Raw genomic sequence first — 20,354 nt, 5'->3', positions numbered from 1 at the left:
GCAGTATTTCAATTTGCATTTTTATTCTAAAACTCTATTTGAGTTCTATGGAGTTTATCCATTCTTATAGAAAGCCACAGGATAGCGGGATAGAATAAAGGCTGTCACAAAAGTCACTTTTATGACAGCCCTTTTCATTTTTTTCATTCACAATAAAATGTAAGTGTTTGTTATTTAGAAGCAACTTTTATGACTGTTGATTCAATTTTGTTTCCATCTTTGTCTTTAGCTACAACAGTTAGGTTTGTTCCTACTTTTTGGGCTTTAATCTTCACAGTGAATTTCCCTTTTGAATTTGCTTTTACTTCCCCTAATAATGTTTCCCCGTTATAAACTTGTACAGTAGCATCTTTTTCAGTTTTACCTGTAACTGATTTGGATTTTATTGTTACTTTATCTACTTTAGCAGCTTCAGGTGCACTGAATTTTGGCATGTTTGTTAAAGAAGGCAGACCAGAGATATAACCAATACCGCCTGTTTTATTAATACCAATTTGTTCGTCAACAGCTTTAAGTAATTCATCTTTATTTACAGCTGTAATTGACTTAGCATCCACTTCATCACCAGGATGCTGGAAATTACTGAAAATGTATGAGAAACCATTGCGGTCATCAGCAGCAAATAATCCAGTTGCTTCCGCTCCTGTTGGGACAGATAGAATACGATCTAATTCCTTTGTATCAACGTTATAAGCCCAAACGTAGTTATTTGTGTGGGCACCACTATCTTCACCAATAAATAGTGTTCTCATTGCTTCAGAGTAACTTAAGTTATCTGGATTAGCTACTTTATCTACATTCGCAGTGTTACCAAATGAATCAGCATCTTTTAAATCCTCACCAACAACTAATCCAGACATCAATAGTGCTACATAAGAGCTATCAATTGCATGTCCTCCACTATCCTTTTGACCACCTTGCAAATCTAATTGATAAGTTACACCAGCTTTAATTTTTGGTAATTGAATATGATCTGCTGGGTCTTTTCCTGTTAAATCTTTTTCCATAGCCTTACTTTGATCGGAAATTGCGATATATACTTTTTTATCCTTTGCGTTTAGTGCTACACCTTCCATTTTGTTAAATTCTGTAGTTGCACCAAGCATAGCTGCATAACGGCGAGTTTCAAGGAAGGCAGCTGCTTTTTCTTTTCCTGGTTTAAGTTTTAGATACTCTACTTTTCCTTCATTTGAGTATGTTTTAATAGCTGTGAAACCTTCTTTAGGAACATCTGAAGTTTCAAAAATATTATTGAATGTAATCCCACTATTAATAATATCTTTCACTTCTTTATCCGTTGCATGCCCTAACTTAATCCATTGTAAATCTCCTGAACCACCGTTATCAGTACCAATTTGTTTAAATTTGGCTGCATATAATGTACCTGATGATAAATCTTTTGCTTTGTCGGCCACATACATAAACATTCCTGTATTACCGCCATCATCCCCGTAAAAAACAGTTTTGTTATCTGGCATGACTTTCGCTAACTCATGAGAGAAGCGTCCTGTACTATAATGCTTTACAACTGATGTTTTCCCGTTCTTTTCTACTGTAATTTCAGGAGTGTACCCATAGAAATAAGGATTAGCCTTTGCTTTATCTCCAAAATAGAATTGAGAGAATGTTTCAACTTGACTTCTTACTTTCGATGTTGGATCTAAGAAAAGTCGTGCATCTGGTTCGTACTCTTCAGAACCTAAATGTGTATTCCAAGGAGATAATGATCCGTTACATGGAATCCAAAGTCCATTTACTGTCGAAAAATCAATTTTTTCTACTTTTACAGGTTTCAATTCACCTGTTTTATCGTCCTGTTCCAACTCAGTTAAAGACATAGATGCAGGAACTAAACCGTATGCTGATTTGCCAGCAGCATCAATAGTATGATATTCATAATGTGTAACCATATAAAGCTTCCCATTAATAGGCAACATTAAACTGTTTGAATCTGGAGCATCGGAAACAAAGTATTTTCCGTCTGTGCTACTTGGATCCTTAATTGGATTTCCTTTTACATCAATTGGTGTACCTGCAGGGATTTTTTTCCCTTTAACAGTTGCTACCTTATCTTCCGATTTAAATAGGTAGTTGTAGGACAATGGTAATGTTTTTACTTCTCCATTGCTATATTTCACATCAACTGTTGCGGTTGTATACGTTTTTACCATTTCTTCAATAGTAGTTGGTGCCTTCATTCCATTAAATTTAACAGCTTCTATTGATATATTTTCCTGAGCATTCACTCCTGTTGGTGATAATGCTGGACTTGTAATAGCTAGAGCAAGTGCTAGAGTAGCGCCTTTTTTTACAAGTTTGTTATTAATCATCTAATAATCACCCTAGTAGATTTCTTTTGTACAGTTCTATTAAACTATGTAAATGTTAATTTACTGTTGATTTTATTTTTATTATTTATAAACATTTGTTACTAGAGGTTCTTTTTTGTAACATTCCATAAAAAGAATGGCACTATAATGAAATTGAAGCTGATTATCATTCAAATTTATCGCGCTTTTCTTGAAAGGGAACCCATAAAATAACAAAAGAGTATGTTTTGAAATAATTGTTCAAAACATACTCTTATTTTTGCCCTGATTAGATTGTTACCTTTTGTCGTATCTTAGTCATTTTTTTCATTGTCCTTTGATGATAAAAAGTCTTCTAATGCCTGTTTATTCTTATCAAAGTCAATATCTAAGACGTCGCCTACATCTACACGTTTGTCTTCATAAGCATTTGCAACAGGAATTCGTAAAGTGTCAATTCCTTTAGACTTTCCATTTACCATCCCTTTTGCAATTGTCAGGATTGTTTTATTATCAACATTTGTATCAATGTAGGAATCAGCAACACCAAGTATTTTTGGCAAATTCATTAAACTTGAAACACCGATTTGTTCTTTCACCTTACCCAAGACCTCTTGCTGACGTTCCACTCGACCAAAATCACTTAAACGATCGTGGCGGAATCGTACATAGCCTAATAACTCGTTACCATGTAAAACTTGTTTCCCAGGATGTAATGTCATACCAATTCCATGGGACATTTCATAAGGAATATCAACCTCAATCCCATCCGGTGCTAATAGATCTACTATTTTAGGGAAACCTTTAAAATCCACAAGAGCGTAGTAATTAACATCAATATCAAAATTGTGCTTAATTGTTTTCCTTACAAGTTCGGGACCTCCAAAAGCAAAAGCAGCATTTATTTTATTCATTCCGTGATCTGGGATGTCTACATACGTATCCCTCATAATAGAAATCAGTTTGACATCATTTGTCGTTTGATCATAGTGTGCAATCATTAAACTATCTGATCTACCATCCTCGTCTCTAGCGTCACTTCCCATTAGTAGCACATTAATCTGACCAAATTGCACATCCGCACCTTCAAATGGGTCATACGCGTTTTCGATATCTTTTAATTGACTATCATCTGCCATAGCCAATCCGCTATTGTATTGATAAACCCCATAAATAATCCCTGCTACGATTACTAATGCGAATGCTAAGAACAAATTTCTTAGCCATTTCCGTCTCTTTTTGCTTCTTTTCATAAATTAATCCACCTATCACTTAAGTCTAAGTTATTTTTTTAGTAATGCCTTTGTAGTAAGTTGCACAGCTATTGCATCGTCTAAATAACCAATAGGAAATAGATAATCCGGTATAACATCTACTGGAATAATAAAATATAATAATGTACTTCCGATTAAGGTTAGTTCAAAAAGTGTTCCTTTTCCCGATGCGAATTTCTCATATAATTCTTTTAACTTGCTTATAAAAGGACCTACGCTTCCTACACTCTTAATTTTTTCATCAAAATCCTTAAGTATCGAATTTTTCCCTTCTTCTGTTTGTGCATATAGTCCATAGCTTTCTAGTTTCTGTTCAACATTTAACACCGAAAATTCATCATCGTACACATTTGAAGACTTAAGCAAAGCTTGTATTGCGTCAACAGACGTATGAATATCTGAATCTGAATCTTCTTGTCTCTGTTCAATTGGATATCCTGCTGCTTCAAAAAGATTGATTAAAGGAACTTCAAGGAAATCGGCAAAAATTTCCAAATGTTGTGGTGTCGCATTTCTCTTACCATTTATTATCCGTGAGATCGTAGCTGTGTCGATTCCAGTGAGTTCACTAAACTTTCGCATAGATAATGAACGTTCTTTCAATAACTCCCTCAGCAATAAACCAAGACTATTACTGTTTCTCTGTTCAGCCATTTTCGATTCTCCCCTCTTACAGTGACTAAACCAGTTGTCTAATATGATATGAAATTATCATTCTCAAGAAGTGTATAATCACGTTGACATTTTGTCAACACTTTAGTTAGAAGAATGCTGCAAAAGCGATTATTAACAACATTACTCCACTAATAATTGTTCCAAATTGCCCTACAGTAAATGAACCAATCCGAACATCCGCTACCTTACTCCCTAACTTAACACCTAACCAAACAGTAATAAAACTCCCAATCGCAGCAAGTATCGAGATGACAAGCGGCGAAAGACCGAGTAAACCTGCACCTACCCCATTCGTAAGTGCATTCGCCGATAAGGCAATACCGAGAAGTACAGCTTCTCCCCATCCAATTTCCCCAGACTTGTTAAATTGAGCCTCCTCCGGATTTCTTAAAATATCTTGAACATTATTATTAGACTTTATTTCTTTGTTACTATACACTTTTAAAGTTTCTTGTTTCTGCGGTTTAGCCAAAAGAATAATCCGAATTCCGATTATACATAATAATAACGCTCCGATGACCACAGGAAGCATACCTGGAAGAATTTTTGATAGCCATACACCAAATGTAATGCCTGCCATACTCATAAGAAAACAAATGACCGAGATTAAAATATTTTTATCAAATCTAACATTTATCTTTCGAATCCCGTAAGAAAGTCCGACACCCAAATTATCAATACTGGATGAAAAAGTAAAAGCCAAAATGATTAACCAAGTCACCATACCACATCCCTTATTTTTTTATATCATATTATTCATGTTGACAAATTGTGCCTGAATTTCTAAAAACATTGACAAAAAAACAACAATATTTTGGTAACACAATATAGTGTGCGAATTAATAAAAAAATATTTGCTATCAGCATAACTTGAGATTGATTACATTCCGCAGGGGCTTTCAATGAACCGATTGAGCCATGGGTATTAGTTCGAAGGAGGTATAGCATTATTACAGCGCTTATCCCTTTTATATTCCAATATGGAATCAAAACTGATAATTTTACGCATTTCTGTTCAATTAAACTCTCTGTTACGCTAATAGAAAGGAGATGAGGGACAATGATAACAAAATGGAATGCTAATTTATATGATCAAAAGCATGACTTTGTTTCAAAATTTGGAGGGAGCTTAGTGGATTTGCTTGCACCACAAAAAGATGAATGTATTTTAGACGTCGGCTGTGGTACAGGTGATTTAGCCCATGAAATTGCCGCTCTTGGTGCTAATGTTCAAGGAATCGATGCCTCCCATGACATGATTATCGCTGCACAGCAAAAATACCCTGATATTACGTTTCACACAATGAATGCTACTGCACTTCACATGGCAAACCAATTCAATGCAGTCTTTTCAAACGCTGCATTACATTGGATGAAACAACAGGATGAAGTTATTCAAAATATTTACCGTTCACTTAAACAAGGTGGTCGTTTCGTTGCTGAAATGGGTGGACACGGTAATATTGCTTCAATTGTTTGGGCACTTCAAAAAAGTATGGAGGAATTAAAACTTTCTTATATTGAGGAGTATTTCCCATGGTATTTTCCTACTATAGAAGAATATCAGTCGAAATTAGAAAGCGCTGGATTTACAGTTGAAATGATTACACTATATGAGCGCCCAACACCGCTTCAAGGCGAGGATGGGCTTCGTAATTGGCTAGTGATGTTTAGCAATAATATGCTTCAGCATTTATCAGAAACTGAAAAGGAACAGATTTATGACAAATGTGAAGAATTGTTAAAGCCAAAATTTTATCAGGATCATCAATGGGTTGCTGATTATTGCAGATTACGCTTTGTTGCTATTAAAAATAACAGTTATTTTTAATATGAAATCGAATAGTGTAACGCTTGGAAAAATATCCAAGCGTTTTTACTATTTATTTATATGAAATTCCTGACTTATTTCGGTATTTCGGTCATCATCACAAATGTAACATTTTATCCATCATGAACGAGGTATTAAAATTACTAAAACACCAATCAAACAAATGCCTGCTCCAACGAAATCCAAGATGTCTGGTTTTTTCCCGTCGATTCCCCATCCCCATAAAATAGAAAGGACAATAAAGACACCTCCATAGGCTGCGTATACTCTACCAAAGGTTGGGAAGGTCTGGAAAGTTGCGACAACTCCATATAAAGCTAACGCAATCCCACCTATAATTCCCCAGTAAAATGGTTTACCTTCTCTTAACCAAAGCCATATTAAATAGCCGCCCCCAATTTCGCCAATTCCTGCGAGGATAAATAATAATGTTGCACCAATCATTTTTTTCACACTTTCTATATATGTTAAAAAGAAACATTTATTATCTGCTCTATTATACATAAAAACACGTTACTTTGAATGAAATCAAAAAAATTCCGCCTTTCCCCAGTACAACCAATTATAAGCGATTGCTTTTTAACAGGAGAAAGGTGAAATATAGAAAGTAGGTATTGCTATTATGTTTGAATATACTCCCCTTCCTTTTCCTGCTTCTTCCTCTCTTTAATACAATCCCCAGTATGTAATCGTATCCGTAACGCCAATAAAAATCAGAATAACACCCGCTACATTTTGAATCACTCTTCCCATTTTCATGCTTGTACGCATAATGAATCTTTTTGCATCAAATAAATGAATAAGCCACAGCATCACTAGTAATGGTACAGAGGTTGCTATTCCAAAAATGGCCGATAAAACTACCCCATACGCAGAGGTTACGACTGTTGGCATTAACCACACGAAAAATAGAACAAACATCGTAGGGCAAAAGGCTATGGAAAAACTAGCACCCATCAGAAAAGATCCCCATTTCCCCTCTTTTAAAACAGACGGAATATACTTAGGTATTCGATTAAGAAATTTCAATTTTAATAATCCAATTAGCACGAGTCCTGTTATGAGCATGATTGGACCAATCGCTTTACGAAAAATAGGAAAATACTTCGTCATCTCTGTTTCAAAGGACTGACCGAATAACCAGGCGAAGTAACCTATTAAACTAAATACGACGACCTTCCCTAGTATAAAAAAAACAATTTCTTGCCAACTGTTTTTCATTTGCAATGTTCGATTCCCATAAAAAGTGATAGCACTCATATTCCCCGTTAATTGACAAGGAGCTAAAGCGCCTATTAATCCAAGAAGAATCGCAATAATGACTGGGGAATGTTCATAGGAATTTAAAAATACTGTAATAGGTCCACTAATGATTTGGCTTATTTTCGACATTATACTATACATCTAGAAACACCTTCTATTTTTTGTAGTAAGTCACAGATGTAGTTCCAACTACTACGTCTTTGAATATCAGATGACAAACTGTTAAGAATGCCTCAATATCAGCTGTGCCATAATTCGTTAAAAAATAGGTATTCACTATAATCATTCACAAGAACATAAAAGAAAAATCCTGTATCAAAAAATTAACACAGGATTTTAATCAAACTTCATTTTTAATCACAATTAAGTGTTAATCCACCTTAATTTGACCCATCATTCCATTATCCTCATGCTCTAGAATATGACAATGGAACATGTAGACGCCCTTATGCTTAAATTGTACAGCTATTTTTACTGTCTCATCTGGTTTTACGGAGATACTGTCCTTCCATCCTTGCTCATTTTCAGGTGGCTTTTTCCCATCACGAGAGAGTATTGTAAATTGTGCTCCATGAATATGAAACGGATGAATCATGCCGCCCATCATATCCGGTTTATTATAAATTTCCCATACCTCAGTAACCCCTTGTTTTTGGGTGAAATCAATTCTTTCCGGATCAAATTTCTTTCCATTTATCGTTACCATGTCCATCATTCCAAAGAGTTCCACTTTTTTTGTAACAGGTAGATTCATTTCTTTATCTACTAATGACAGATCATTCAATTGTTTAGGGACCATACTATTCTCTCCACTTTGATTAGTAACTACAAATGGTAAAAGGACCGATCCATCCTCATTTATTAAAGCTAAGTCATTAATGTCCTTTATTTTTGAAAAGTCAACTACGATTTCTGCCCTTTCGGATGGCGTTAGTGTAATCTCTTTTAAAGAAACGGGTTCATTCAAGAAACCACCATCCGTTGCGATTTGAAGGAAAGAATCCCCTGTATTCAATTTAAATGTATAATTTCTCGCATTAGATCCATTTAATAAACGAAGACGCACTTTCTCTTTGGTTACAGTCAATTTAGGATTGAGCGTTCCATTAATTAATAATGTATCACCGATTGTTCCGTCTTGGTTCATTGTAGAGCTATAATTCAATTGTTTATTATCATCAAATGTTCTATCTTGGAAAATCAAGGGGAAATCATTCTTCCCATAATCATTAGGCAATCCAAGACTTTTTGAATGTTCATCTTCAATATAAACCAAGCCTGCCAATCCGTTATATACCTGTTCAGCCGTTTTTCCATGTGGATGGGGATGGAACCATAGCGTTGCTGCTTCTTGATTCACCGTAAATTCGATGGTTTTTTCTTCTCCTGGTTTAAGTATGCTTTCTGGCCCACCATCTTCTTCCCCTGACACTTCTAGTCCATGCCAATGAAAAGTTGTATCGTCATCAAGTTCATTGATAGTTCTAATCTTTACGATTTCACCTTTTTCAAGACGAATCATCGGACCGAGAAACGATCCATTATACCCATAGGTATTTGTTTGAAAACCATCAAATATTTCTGTTTTTCCTTTTTGTGCCCTAACAGTGTATACAACTTCATCTTTATTATTACGTTGAAGTTCAGCAGGGATTTTCACTTCATTTTTACCGGTTGAATTGTTTAAACTTAAAACATTGCTATGACTCTCATGTCCCTTCATCTTATCTTGGTCCATGTCTTTCATATCTTTTGAAGAGTGATCCATCCCCTCCATCTTCATAGAGGAATGATCCATGTCATTCATATCGTTATTATTTCCTTGGCTACAAGCCCCAAGTAAGCCCAAACTTGCAATAATACCTATTAATACTGTTTTCCTCATATCAACCATTCCTTTCACCTTAAGTATAAAGAACAGTTGTGTAGGAATTATGTAGAAAACGGCATTTGTATATAAAATGTTGTTCCAATATTTTTCTCACTTTTGACGGAAATTGTACCGTTATGAGCTTCCACTAGCTTTTTGGTAATTGTCATACCAATACCATTGCCAGTATATCGATTTTCCACTCGGTAATTTCGTTCAAAGATTTTTTGACTTGTTTCTTGATCCATACCGACTCCATTATCATGTACAAGAATTATATAACCGTCGCTTTTATTAAATAATTTGATTAATATAGTTCCATCTTTTTGAACATGATACATTGCATTTTTTATAATATTGTGTAGAATTTGATTCAATCTCAAGGCATCTACCTTTGCATTGATTGTTTTGTCTAAATCCAATTCTACCTGTATTTCTTTTTCAAGTAATTCACTTGCCAACGCAATTACAGACTTTTCGATCAAATTAGCAATCGGTTGCTCTTTCATAATGACCTTAAATGTAGGATTATTAATATCATTTAATGTATCTAATTCTCCAACAAGGAGAATTAGCCTATCAATTTCCTCCACACATGCTTTCAAACGTTCTGGAGTAGCTGTCCATATTCCATCTTCAAATGCACTTAAATAGCTTTTTATTGAGGCTAATGGATTACGTATTTCATGTGCAAGATCCTGTGTCATTTCTTTACGACGAAGTTCATAAGTGTTTAACGTTTCATCTAGTTTCACCAGTGATCTACCTAATTGACCAATTTGATCATTAATGTTGTAACTAATATTTAAGTGACGGTCTCCACGCACTAGTCTTAACGCAAAGAGATCCAGTTCTTGGATAGGTTTCGTTAATGTTTTTGCGATTAACAAACTAGAAATTAGTATAAAAATAAGTAAAAGGCCAAATGACCACATTGCCGTTTCCCGTAATGCCATATCAAAGTGGTGAATTAGTTCCTCGGAATCTGTAATTTGGAGCATCATCAAATGTTCATGACCTTTATAAAGTAATATCCCTGTTATGAATAAGAGTATGCTTGTAGAAAATATAGCTATAATTAAGGCAACTTTTATATGAAATTTCATTGATTTATAACCTTTTCGTTTATTTTATACCCCAAACCAAAGACCGTTTGGATGTACTCTTCTTTCATTTTTTTACGAATATTTTTAATATGTTGATCCACAATACGAGGATTTATGTTCAAATCAAAACTATATATTTTTTGAATGATATCATCCCTGCTAAAAACCTTTTTAGGATTTTCAGCTAGTAATAGTAAAATGCTGAATTCATGTGGCGTGAGCTGAATACTTTGATGATTTACAAATACTTTTCTCTCATCTTTATGGAATTCCAACTGTCCTAAAATAATAATTTGTTTTTTTTGTGAGCTGGGTAACAATCTTTCTGCTCTTATTATTATTTCTTTAGGATGAAATGGTTTAACTACATAGTCATCTGCACCAATTCCAAATCCGATTACCTTATCATCAATAGAGATTTTCGCTGTAAGCATAATCACAGGAATATCGTAATTTGATTTTACATATTCGCAAATGTCTTCTCCAGCCATATCCGGCAACATTAAATCTAAAATAATCATATCAAGAGGTACTTGATCGATCACTTGAATTGCGGACTCTCCTGTATGTGCAATATATGTATGATCTCCCTTATTTTTAAAATAAGATGCCAATACCTCTGTAATCTTTTCTTCATCATCGACAATTAGCACTATCATTTTCTAATTACACCAACTTTGTATAAGAAATTTAATAATATTATAAACAATTTAAACAGTTGACTTGCTCTTTTAATCACCAACTACGTCTTTGTATATCAGATAGCAAATGCCTAAGAACGCCTCAATATCCGCTGATACATATTTCGTTAAAAAATAGGTACTCGAAACGATATGGGCACATTCCTCTAACGAATAGCTTTGAAGTACTTGCTGGTGAGATTGAGCCTCAATTACACTCTTTGGTAAAAAGGCGATGCCTAATCCTTGCTTAACAAAGTTTTTAATAACCTCTGTTTGATTAATATTCATACTTTTATAGCTTGGGAATTGTTGCAATACTTGTTGTATGTCCTGCCAGTATGGTGCATATTCATGCGATCAATTATGCCTCGGCATAATTGCGTCCGGAATCGGCTTTGTGCTTTCACACAAAGAATTCCTTTCCGATTCCGTGACATCCGCCGAAGGCTTTAACTTCTTTCAGTGGATGTTTGGACATCCACTGAAAGAAGTTAAAATAGTTTCCTGCTGTAAAAGAGTCTGTGCATCTGTCGCCTTTTTTGATATCGGAGCAATCAATTGCAGTGGTTCCTGCGCGAGAAGAACTGTATGAAGATCACGCGTTGTTATTAATTTTGATAAACCGATATCTACTACGCCAGCATATACTGCTTCCCCGATTTCATTGGACTTTAACAGTTCTATCGTTATTTGAATAGAAGGTTTTTGCTGCTGAAATGTATCAATGATTACCGGTAATGTAGAATTGGCGATTTGTGGTGCGACACCAATCGTTAGCTGGGACGTAAAACCATCCAATAGAGATACAGTAGTTTGTAATCCTTCATCAATCGTTGCCATCATTTTCTCGGCGTGTTGAAGGAAGTGAGCGCCGATATGATTTAACTTCACATGCTTCCCCTGTCTATCAAAAAGCGGTGTTTGTAGTTCTTTCTCTAGGTGTTGAATATGCTTAGAAACTGTTGATTGTGTAATAAAACGTTGTTCTGCCGTCTCACGAAAATTCTCTGTTTTCGCAGCAACAATAAAAGTTCGTAACCATTCTGTTTCCATAAATAGGCCTCTCTAGTTTTTCATTCATTATATCGAATTCTATTTACATCTTGAAACCTTTTCTAAAAACTGGCCATTATTCATACCAACATATACGAAAATTGGACAATTAAAAAAGTAGTTGAAGATCCTCAATTTCTTGTATCTTCAACTACTTATTATATTGTCTCATTGTTATTAAACAATTAGTTAACAGCTTGCTTAACTTTATCTAACACTTCATCGGATGTTGCTAATTGTAACGCTTCTGTTGCTAATGCTTGCATATCCGCCGCAGATAAATTTTTAATTAAGGAACGTGTTTTTAAAATGGATGTTGCACTCATTGAAAATTCATCTAGACCTAAACCAAGTAATAGTGGTGCAGCATATTCGTCCCCTGCCATTTCACCACACATACCAGCCCATTTCTTTTCTTTATGTGCTGCATCAATGACTATTTTAACCAATCGTAAAATAGCCGGATTATAAGGTTGATATAAATAAGATACTTTTTCGTTCATACGATCCGCTGCCATCGTATATTGGATTAAATCATTTGTACCAATCGAGAAGAAGTCCACTTCTTTCGCAAAAATATCTGCCATCACTGCCGTCGATGGAATTTCAACCATAATGCCGATTTCAATCTGATCACTAACAGCTACGCCTTTAGCAAGTAGATTTTCCTTTTCTTCTAAAAGAATCCCTTTCGCGTCACGGAATTCTTGTAATGTCGCTATCATAGGGAACATAATTTTTAGGTTCCCATAATTGGATGCACGTAATAATGCACGTAATTGTGTACGGAAAATATCTTGATGATCTAGGCATAAACGAATCGCGCGATGGCCGAGGAACGGATTCATCTCTTCTTGGAGTGGTAAATAGGGTAAATTTTTATCTCCACCAATATCAAGTGTACGGATGACAACTGCTTTCCCTTTCATTCCTTCTAATACCATTTTATACGCTGTAAATTGTTCGTCTTCTGACGGTAAGTTTTCTCGTCCCATATATAAAAATTCTGTACGGTATAAACCGATTCCTTCACCACCGTGACGAAGTACACCTTCTAAATCGTTTGATGACCCAATGTTCGCGGCTAGTTCAACTTGAACTCCATCTTTAGAAATCGTTTTTTCATTTAGTAATGTTGCCCATTCTGCTTGTTGAGCAGTAAAGTTTTCCGCTTTTTTTCTATATGTTGCAACAACGTCTTCTGTTGGGTTCACAAGTACATCACCGGTTAAACCATCTACGATTAATAAATCACCATCTTGAATGGACGTCGTTGCTTTACCTGCCCCTACAACTGCAGGAATTTCAAGTGACCGTGCCATAATGGCAGAGTGAGATGTACGACCACCAATATCCGTTGTAAAACCAAGCACAAAATTACGGTCCAATTGTGCTGTCTCAGAAGGTGTTAAATCATTTGCTACAACAATCACTTGTTCACTAATATTACTTGGATTTGGAATATGTACACCGAGTAAATGTGCTAAAACGCGGTTTGATACATCTTTAATATCTGCAGCACGCTCACTCATATATTCGTCATCCATATTTTCAAATAATGAAACAAACATCGTTGAAACTTCACTTAATGCATATTCTGCATTAACCGCTTCATCAGCAATTTTTTGTTGGATAGGTCCAATTAATTCTGGATCTTTCGCAACAAGTAAATGTGCACCGAAAATTGCTGCTTCTTTCGCGCCTAACTTTTCATGCGTTAGCTGTTGAATTGCGGCTAATTCTTCTTCTGTTTTTTCGAGCGCTGCCACTAAACGTTGTTGTTCTGCATCAATATCCTGAATAGTTATTTTCGTAAACGTTAAATCCGGTTGAACTAAACGATATGCTTTCGCAATGGCAATGCCGTCAGATGCGGCAATACCTTTGAGTTGTATCATTGTGCTAGCCCCGTTTCTGAAATTAAATTAGTTAATGCAGTAAACGCTTGTTCTTCATCCTCCCCTTCTACTTGTAGTGTAAATACTGAACCTTGTTTTAGGGCTAATCCCATAACGCCTAAAATAGATTTTAAATTTGCCGTTCTTTGTTCTGTCTGTAATTCTATAGAAGAAGCAAATGGTGTTGCTGCTGCTACAAGCTGGCTAGCTGGACGTGCGTGAATTCCTTGCGGGTCTACTACTGTAAATTGTTTTGTTTTCATTGTTTATTCTCCTCTTATTGTAAATCTGTTAAAATGATAACATTTGGATGTTTTGTTAATACACTTGCTGGTACATCTTCTGTATATTCAGATGCAAGCACACGTTCTAATACATCACGTTTTGCTTCTCCAACTGCGATTAACAATATGCACTTTGCGCGCATTATAGATTGAATCCCCATCGTAAATGCTTGGGTTGGAACTTCATCGATCGAATCAAAGAAGCGTGCATTTGCTTGGCGAGTTGATTCTTCAAGCGTTACAAGATGTGTCAACGTATCAAAAGATGTTCCTGGTTCATTAAAACCGATATGACCGTTTTGTCCAATACCAAGTAATTGAAAATCTAATGGAAGCTGCTGTAATAATGATTCATAGCGTGCCGCTTCCTCTGTAGGATGATCAGCTAAACCATTTGGTAAATAGGATTCTTTAAATGGTTTGTTGTGAAATAAATGTTTGTACATATAATATGCGTAACTTTGTTCATGTTTAGCACTTAGGCCAACGTATTCGTCTAAATTAAAGCTAATACAATCAGTAAAATCGATATTAGTCTCACAAATCTTAGCATATAACGCCTCCATTGTACCACCTGTAGCTAGACCGAACGTTGTAGCACCTTCATTTTTAGTATTCACAATTATGTCTACTGCACGGGCGTATAAATCTTCTTTTGAAGCAAAGCGTTCCAGTCTCAATCTTTATTCCCCCTTATTAGCATACAACTTAGGCTTCGTAAATTACCTTGCCAGCCTTAACCGTTTGTTGCAACATTAAATGTTCATCCAAAATTACAAAATCTGCATCAAATCCTTGTTCAATTTGTCCTTTGTTAGCCAATTTTAATTGTTTTGCAGCATTGTAGCTCGACATTTTAACAAGTTCTTCTAACGAACAATTCGTGATGAGTTGCATATTACGTACAGCTTGGTCCATTTTTAATACACTACCAGCAAGAGCACCATTTGATAAATGGGCACCACTTTCGGAGACGTGAACCATTTGACCACCTAAGTCATAATCTCCATATGGCATTCCTTTTGCTCGCATTGCATCGGTAATTAAAATAATACCGTCTGCTCCTTTTAAACGATAAGCCATATTCACGGCATCCTTGTGCATATGAATAAAATCAACAATGATTTCGGCCTTAATTTCCTCTAATAATAATACACCACCGACAACACCTGGATCTCGATGATGGAATGGCCGCATTTGGTTGTATAAATGTGTGCCTTGTGTTGCACCATGATGAACGGCTTCTTTCATTTGTTCAAATGTTGCATCAGAGTGACCAATTGATACGACCACACCACTTTCTGCAATTGCTTGAACTACATCAAATCCATTTGGTTCTTCTGGCGCCATTGTAATTTCTTTAATTTTATTGCCGCTTAAGTTTTGCCATTTTGTAAATACAGCGAAATCAGGAGGTACGATATATTCAATTGGCTGTGCACCTACACGCTTTTCTGATATAAAAGGACCTTCTACATGAATCCCTAGAAGTTCTGCCTCATCTGGATTTGATGTAAACTGCGCAATATTTTCAATTGCACGTTCAATATTTTGAAAGCTTTGTGTCATAGTCGTTGCTAAAAAGCCTGTTGTACCTTCTTTGGCAAGTGATTTTGCCATCTTATGAAGACCTTCACTCGATGCATCCATCGTGTCCATTTGAGCAGAGCCATGGATATGCATATCGATATAACCAGGAACTAAAAATTTCCCTATACCATCAATTATTTGCACATGGTCTACTATAATTCGTTGTGCAATTTGCGCAATTTTCCCATCCTTTATGAAAACGTCGACATGTTCCTTTCGTCCTGTTGCATTGACGACTGTGATGTTACGGATTAATAAATTCATTAAAAACATCTCCTAGGATTGATAGAAGAGACTGTCCTAAAAAAATAGTATATTTGAAGCGATCCTATCAATGCTGATATTTTAGTATAGCGTTTATACCCGCCTAGATATCTGTGGGATCAACATGTTTTCCCACAGAAAATAAAGCGGAATTACTCTTGTTCATTTAGTTTGATGGACTTTTTTAGACAGCATCTCTTATTTATTACTTCTTCATCGAAATAATGTTATTAGAACCTGCTCGTTGGAAACCAGATTTTTCAAGTGTTATTTCTTGTCCCATTAAACTTGTGAAAACAATTGGTGTGACGATAGAAGGTACTTTGTCTTTAATACTTTCAAAATCAACTTTTAATAACGTATCACCACGTTGAATTAATTGACCCTCTGTAACCATCGTTTCAAATCCTTCACCATTTAGTGTGACAGTATCTAAACCGACATGAATTAATATTTCCACACCTGTATCAGATTTTAACCCGATAGCATGCTTCGTTGGGAAAATCATTACTACTTGTCCATCAAATGGTGCATGAACTGTACCACCTTTTGGATGAATACCAAAACCAGGCCCCATTATACCTGATGAGAATGCTTCATCTGGTACGTCAGATAACGGAATTAAATCGCCTGTAATTGGCATCTCAAAATCATTGGAAGAAATTGTCCCTTCTTCTACTGATGTTTCTCCAACAGGCGTCTCTTTTTGTAAATCTACATTTGAAGGTGCTGGATTACCCTTTTTCAGGCGATCTTTCATAGCTTCTGCTAAAAACTCTACGGATGTACCGATTATGACTTGTACATTTGTCTTACTAATACGCATAACACCTCGCGCACCCGTTTGTTTTAATGTTTTTTCATCCACCTGTTCTGCATCATCCACAGTCATACGAAGACGTGTTGTACAGTAATCCACTTGCTTGATATTCTCTTGTCCACCTAATGCTTCGATTGTTTTGTAAGCACGTAAATCTAAATCATTGGAAACAGCTGCATCAACATCTGTCCCTTCTTCATCGTCGTCTTCACGACCAGGAGTTTTTAAGTCTAATATCTTGATTAAGAAATAGAAAACGACAAAGTAAATAGCGCCGAAACCTAATCCCAATGGAATTAATAGCAATGGTCTATCTGCTAAACCAAAGTTTAAAAGATAGTCAATTAAGCCTGCCGAAAATCCAAACCCATCACGGAATCCAATAATATAAGAAATGGCAAGCGAAATACCCGTTAAAACTGCATGGATACCATAAAGTACTGGAGATAAGAACATAAATGTAAATTCAATAGGCTCAGTTACACCTGTTAAAAATGCTGTTAAAGCGATGGATACAAACATACCACCGACTACTGCACGTTTTTCCTTTTTCGCTGCAAAGAACATCGCAAGACACGCTGCTGGTAACCCAAACATCATGATTGGGAAGAAACCTGCTTGGAAATGTCCTGCTGATGGGTCTCCTGCTAAAAATCGGTTAATATCACCTTTAACAAGATCGCCTGCAGCATTGGTAAATTCACCGAAGTCAAACCAAATTATTGTATTAATTACATGGTGTAGACCTACTGGGATTAGTAAACGATTTAAGAAACCATACATCCCAACACCAAATGCTCCACCACCGATTAACCAGTTCCCTACTGAATCGATACCACCTTGAATCGGTCCCCATATGACAGCTAAAATAGCACCTAAAATCGCCATGGTGATGGACGTTATAATTGGCACAAAACGCCGTCCTCCGAAGAATGACAGCCATTCTGGGAATTTTACATTATAAAATTTGTTATAGAGTAGACCTGCTGTAATACCTGCAATGATTCCACCAAATACACCCATATTTAGATCTTTATTTACGGCTCCTAATACTGCGACTAACACCAAATGTGCAATGGCGCCCGCTAACGCTGCTCCACCACTATTATCATGTGCTAAGCCCATCGCGATACCGATTGCAAAAATAATAGGTAAATTACCTAAAATCGCATCACCAGATGCTGCCATAACAGTTGCAATATGCTGGACAACGTCATTTGGAACTGCACCAAGCATGTCCCCAGAGCCTAAGCGTAAAAGTAATGCAGCTGCTGGTAAAGTAGCAATTGGAAACATTAACGACTTACCGATTTTTTGTAAGAAAGCTAACATTTATTCTCCCCCTTTGGTATAGTTGTCTAGACCACTTAATAGAAAAAAAAGCGTTTTCATTAAGTTTCTATCAATTATATTACCACTCTCACGAAAAATAAACACTATTTTTGAAATGAAGGTCCTTAAGACTATTAATTAAATGAAGCCATCGTATGCTTTATACGAGGATGTAATTAGTCTAAGCAAGCATTGTAACAAACTACAGCCCAATTGGAAGATTTTCTTTCACCAATTGGGCTGCGGTTCATATTTTTTAATTATGCTGTGACATCACGTTTCATAAAGGACATGTAGCTGATCCCAAGGAAAAGAACAGCATAAATCGCAAGAATTGTGAGTGAGAATGGCATTGTCATATCATCTATTATAAATTGATTATGTTCATACTGTGTCAAATCTGAATGTGTTAGCCAAATATATTTAACGATTTTAAATCTACTTAAGAACATTACAATCATTCCACCTGTAAAAGATAAGAACATCGTTAAGCCAATCGCTAAAGAGCTTGAACGGAAAACTGAACCCACTAAGAAAGCAAACAATATTGACATGACAAAGTCTCCGCCAGAAAGTAAATAGTGATAAGCTAAGTCATTCCATACTGATTTTTCAACAACCTGACCGTTGACCATTTCTAGCTCAACACCAGTTGTACCACCAAATAGTATCAGTCCAACAAGAGCACTTACTACTACATTGACAACAAGTAACAAGATTCCAAATATGAAAGTTGTAAGTAATTTTGAAGTTAATATTTTTGCTCGTGAAACCGGACGCGTTAATAGCATTTTAATCGTACCAGTAGAGAATTCACTAGATACAATACTTGCTGCCGTAATAACCGTAAATAATGTAATTAAAGTCAGCATGTTACCTGAAAATGACATAAAGCTTGCTACGCTTCCTTCTACTTGAGACGGCACATCGTTTGCTAATCGATACTCAGAAATAGCAATTTGCTCCTCGAAGCGTTTTTTATCCTCAGTCGATAAACCTTCATCTTTCATTATCTCTTTATTATTATTAATCGCCTGCTGTTCACTTTCCTGCCACGTTATATCCTCTGTCATTTTTGTATCATAGTATTTCATCATAATACCAGGACCAATAATAAAGAGGATTAATAGCGCGACCATTACCCAAGTTCCTTTTTTATGCCATAATTTCATCCATTCATTTTGAATTAGCTTCAGCAATTTGGCCACCTCCTGTCATTTCTAGGAATTGATCCTCTAACGTTTTTTGATGCGGTTGAACGGCAAATATTTGAATTCCTTCATGAACAAATTGTGAAATTAGTTTCGGGATATCCTCTTTCATTATTTCCACTACATAACCATTATTTTCTGTAACGAAGTTGTAATCATGCTTTTGTAGAAGTGCTGCAGCCTGATCATTTGGTGTAGCTTCAATATAATAAAACGAAGAAGTTTCAACGTTGATATCACGAATATCGATGAGCTTGCCATTTTGTATGACAGCCACTCGATCACACATTAACTCAATTTCGGATAATAAATGACTGGAGACAAAAACAGATACTCCATCCTCCGCTGCAATTTTACGTAAATACATACGAAACTCGCGGATACCTGCTGGATCTAGCCCATTTGTTGGTTCATCTAAAATTAAAAACTTTGGTCGATGAAGTAGTGCCTGTGCGAGTCCTAAACGCTGACGCATCCCTAGCGAATACGTCGATACCTTTTCATGAATGCGTTTCTCAAGACCAACTTGTTTAACGACCTCTTCAATACGCTCTTTTGTAACGTTTTTATGCATACGTGCAAAGTGCAGTAAGTTTTTATAGCCCGTCATATATTTATACATTTCCGGATTTTCTACAATTACGCCGACCTTACTAATCGCTTCCTCATAATTATCCTGTAAAGAAAGACCATCAATAATGACTTTCCCCTCAGTTGGTCGCATAAGCCCTGTCATCATACGAATTGTCGTCGTTTTCCCTGCGCCATTCGGTCCTAAAAATCCAGTAATTTGACCTGGATATAAATCGATATTCAATTGCTGAATTAATTGCTTACCGCCAATGGTCTTTGATATATTTTGCAATTGAACAATTGGTTGTGTTGTCATTA

At 35.9% G+C, this 20,354-nt stretch carries 19 protein-coding genes; 1 reads left to right on the top strand and 18 read right to left on the bottom strand.

Annotation, left to right across the window (positions count from 1 at the left end; translation table 11 throughout):
- Positions 1 to 170: 170 nt before the first annotated feature.
- The 4 genes from ACFVT8_RS15210 to ytaF form a co-directional block, all read right to left on the bottom strand.
- Entirely contained in the window at positions 171 to 2,330 is a 2,160-nt protein-coding gene (locus ACFVT8_RS15210) for an alkaline phosphatase PhoX (protein WP_387081398.1), read from the bottom strand.
- 293 nt (positions 2,331 to 2,623) lie between these two features.
- Positions 2,624 to 3,562 (bottom strand): LCP family protein, encoded by a 939-nt coding sequence (locus ACFVT8_RS15205; RefSeq protein ID WP_387081397.1) that lies wholly within the window; start codon positions 3,560 to 3,562, stop codon positions 2,624 to 2,626.
- A 30-nt stretch (positions 3,563 to 3,592) separates the two neighbouring features.
- Positions 3,593 to 4,237 carry a helix-turn-helix domain-containing protein gene (locus ACFVT8_RS15200; protein WP_387081395.1) on the bottom strand — a complete coding sequence of 215 codons (645 nt, stop codon included), beginning with the start codon at positions 4,235 to 4,237 and terminating at the stop codon, positions 3,593 to 3,595.
- Positions 4,238 to 4,343: 106 nt separating this feature from the next.
- Positions 4,344 to 4,982, bottom strand: coding sequence for a sporulation membrane protein YtaF (gene ytaF, locus ACFVT8_RS15195; RefSeq protein WP_387081393.1), 639 nt, complete (start codon positions 4,980 to 4,982; stop codon positions 4,344 to 4,346).
- Positions 4,983 to 5,318: 336 nt separating this feature from the next.
- Here ytaF and ACFVT8_RS15190 point away from each other — a divergent pair, with 336 nt between their 5' ends.
- The gene (locus ACFVT8_RS15190) at positions 5,319 to 6,089 is read left to right on the top strand and encodes a class I SAM-dependent methyltransferase (protein WP_387081392.1); all 771 of its coding nucleotides are present in this window, start codon (positions 5,319 to 5,321) and stop codon (positions 6,087 to 6,089) included.
- Between the two features lie 120 nt (positions 6,090 to 6,209).
- On the opposite strand, the gene ACFVT8_RS15185 is transcribed toward ACFVT8_RS15190, so the two are convergent.
- The 14 genes from ACFVT8_RS15185 to ACFVT8_RS15120 form a co-directional block, all read right to left on the bottom strand.
- Entirely contained in the window at positions 6,210 to 6,533 is a 324-nt protein-coding gene (locus tag ACFVT8_RS15185; RefSeq protein ID WP_053593001.1) for a YnfA family protein, read from the bottom strand.
- A 222-nt stretch (positions 6,534 to 6,755) separates the two neighbouring features.
- Positions 6,756 to 7,493, bottom strand: a complete 738-nt coding sequence (locus tag ACFVT8_RS15180; RefSeq protein WP_387081390.1) for an urease accessory protein UreH domain-containing protein — start codon at positions 7,491 to 7,493, stop codon at positions 6,756 to 6,758.
- A gap of 229 nt (positions 7,494 to 7,722) precedes the next feature.
- On the bottom strand, positions 7,723 to 9,237 hold the full coding sequence (locus tag ACFVT8_RS15175; RefSeq protein WP_387081388.1) for a multicopper oxidase family protein: 1,515 nt from the start codon (positions 9,235 to 9,237) through the stop codon (positions 7,723 to 7,725).
- Between the two features lie 47 nt (positions 9,238 to 9,284).
- Entirely contained in the window at positions 9,285 to 10,328 is a 1,044-nt protein-coding gene (locus tag ACFVT8_RS15170) for a sensor histidine kinase (RefSeq protein WP_387081386.1), read from the bottom strand.
- On the bottom strand, positions 10,325 to 10,987 hold the full coding sequence (locus tag ACFVT8_RS15165; protein WP_387081384.1) for a response regulator transcription factor: 663 nt from the start codon (positions 10,985 to 10,987) through the stop codon (positions 10,325 to 10,327). Before ACFVT8_RS15165 ends, ACFVT8_RS15170 begins: the two co-directional genes overlap by 4 nt.
- A 72-nt stretch (positions 10,988 to 11,059) precedes the next feature.
- Positions 11,060 to 11,338: a LysR substrate-binding domain-containing protein gene (locus ACFVT8_RS15160; RefSeq protein WP_387081534.1), complete on the bottom strand. Its 279-nt coding sequence runs from the start codon at positions 11,336 to 11,338 to the stop codon at positions 11,060 to 11,062.
- A 132-nt stretch (positions 11,339 to 11,470) separates the two neighbouring features.
- A complete protein-coding gene (locus tag ACFVT8_RS15155; protein WP_387081383.1) occupies positions 11,471 to 12,064 on the bottom strand; it encodes a LysR family transcriptional regulator in 594 nt (197 codons plus the stop codon).
- Positions 12,065 to 12,249: 185 nt separating this feature from the next.
- Positions 12,250 to 13,962 (bottom strand): phosphoenolpyruvate--protein phosphotransferase, encoded by a 1,713-nt coding sequence (gene ptsP, locus ACFVT8_RS15150; RefSeq protein WP_387081381.1) that lies wholly within the window; start codon positions 13,960 to 13,962, stop codon positions 12,250 to 12,252.
- Complete coding sequence (locus ACFVT8_RS15145; RefSeq protein WP_387081379.1) at positions 13,959 to 14,225, bottom strand: HPr family phosphocarrier protein; 267 nt, start codon at positions 14,223 to 14,225, stop codon at positions 13,959 to 13,961. The genes ptsP and ACFVT8_RS15145 overlap by 4 nt, the downstream gene beginning before the upstream one ends.
- A gap of 14 nt (positions 14,226 to 14,239) precedes the next feature.
- Complete coding sequence (locus tag ACFVT8_RS15140; protein ID WP_387081377.1) at positions 14,240 to 14,926, bottom strand: glucosamine-6-phosphate deaminase; 687 nt, start codon at positions 14,924 to 14,926, stop codon at positions 14,240 to 14,242.
- 28 nt (positions 14,927 to 14,954) lie between these two features.
- Positions 14,955 to 16,100 carry an N-acetylglucosamine-6-phosphate deacetylase gene (gene nagA, locus ACFVT8_RS15135; RefSeq protein WP_387081376.1) on the bottom strand — a complete coding sequence of 382 codons (1,146 nt, stop codon included), beginning with the start codon at positions 16,098 to 16,100 and terminating at the stop codon, positions 14,955 to 14,957.
- 205 nt (positions 16,101 to 16,305) lie between these two features.
- Positions 16,306 to 18,252 (bottom strand): N-acetylglucosamine-specific PTS transporter subunit IIBC, encoded by a 1,947-nt coding sequence (gene nagE / locus ACFVT8_RS15130; protein WP_387081374.1) that lies wholly within the window; start codon positions 18,250 to 18,252, stop codon positions 16,306 to 16,308.
- 260 nt (positions 18,253 to 18,512) lie between these two features.
- Positions 18,513 to 19,460, bottom strand: coding sequence for an ABC transporter permease (locus ACFVT8_RS15125; protein ID WP_387081373.1), 948 nt, complete (start codon positions 19,458 to 19,460; stop codon positions 18,513 to 18,515).
- Positions 19,429 to 20,352, bottom strand: a complete 924-nt coding sequence (locus ACFVT8_RS15120) for an ABC transporter ATP-binding protein (RefSeq protein ID WP_387081371.1) — start codon at positions 20,350 to 20,352, stop codon at positions 19,429 to 19,431. The genes ACFVT8_RS15125 and ACFVT8_RS15120 overlap by 32 nt, the downstream gene beginning before the upstream one ends.
- Between the last annotated feature and the right edge of the window lie 2 nt (positions 20,353 to 20,354).

Origin of the sequence: Lysinibacillus sp. NPDC058147, assembly GCF_042884205.1 — a bacterium.
Taxonomy (GTDB): domain Bacteria; phylum Bacillota; class Bacilli; order Bacillales_A; family Planococcaceae; genus Lysinibacillus.
This window is presented reverse-complemented; position numbering and strand designations above follow the sequence as displayed.

Bases quoted from the DNA above. Each gene is read 5' to 3' on its own strand.
- ACFVT8_RS15210 (WP_387081398.1), bottom strand. From the start codon at position 2,330: ATGATTAATAACAAACTTGTAAAAAAAGGCGCTACTCTAGCACTTGCT.
- ACFVT8_RS15205 (WP_387081397.1), bottom strand. From the start codon at position 3,562: ATGAAAAGAAGCAAAAAGAGACGGAAATGGCTAAGAAATTTGTTCTTA.
- ACFVT8_RS15200 (WP_387081395.1), bottom strand. From the start codon at position 4,237: ATGGCTGAACAGAGAAACAGTAATAGTCTTGGTTTATTGCTGAGGGAG.
- ytaF (WP_387081393.1), bottom strand. From the start codon at position 4,982: ATGGTGACTTGGTTAATCATTTTGGCTTTTACTTTTTCATCCAGTATT.
- ACFVT8_RS15190 (WP_387081392.1), top strand. From the start codon at position 5,319: ATGATAACAAAATGGAATGCTAATTTATATGATCAAAAGCATGACTTT.
- ACFVT8_RS15185 (WP_053593001.1), bottom strand. From the start codon at position 6,533: ATGATTGGTGCAACATTATTATTTATCCTCGCAGGAATTGGCGAAATT.
- ACFVT8_RS15180 (WP_387081390.1), bottom strand. From the start codon at position 7,493: ATGTATAGTATAATGTCGAAAATAAGCCAAATCATTAGTGGACCTATT.
- ACFVT8_RS15175 (WP_387081388.1), bottom strand. From the start codon at position 9,237: ATGAGGAAAACAGTATTAATAGGTATTATTGCAAGTTTGGGCTTACTT.
- ACFVT8_RS15170 (WP_387081386.1), bottom strand. From the start codon at position 10,328: ATGAAATTTCATATAAAAGTTGCCTTAATTATAGCTATATTTTCTACA.
- ACFVT8_RS15165 (WP_387081384.1), bottom strand. From the start codon at position 10,987: ATGATAGTGCTAATTGTCGATGATGAAGAAAAGATTACAGAGGTATTG.
- ACFVT8_RS15155 (WP_387081383.1), bottom strand. From the start codon at position 12,064: ATGGAAACAGAATGGTTACGAACTTTTATTGTTGCTGCGAAAACAGAG.
- ptsP (WP_387081381.1), bottom strand. From the start codon at position 13,962: ATGATACAACTCAAAGGTATTGCCGCATCTGACGGCATTGCCATTGCG.
- ACFVT8_RS15145 (WP_387081379.1), bottom strand. From the start codon at position 14,225: ATGAAAACAAAACAATTTACAGTAGTAGACCCGCAAGGAATTCACGCA.
- nagA (WP_387081376.1), bottom strand. From the start codon at position 16,100: ATGAATTTATTAATCCGTAACATCACAGTCGTCAATGCAACAGGACGA.
- nagE (WP_387081374.1), bottom strand. From the start codon at position 18,252: ATGTTAGCTTTCTTACAAAAAATCGGTAAGTCGTTAATGTTTCCAATT.
- ACFVT8_RS15120 (WP_387081371.1), bottom strand. From the start codon at position 20,352: ATGACAACACAACCAATTGTTCAATTGCAAAATATATCAAAGACCATT.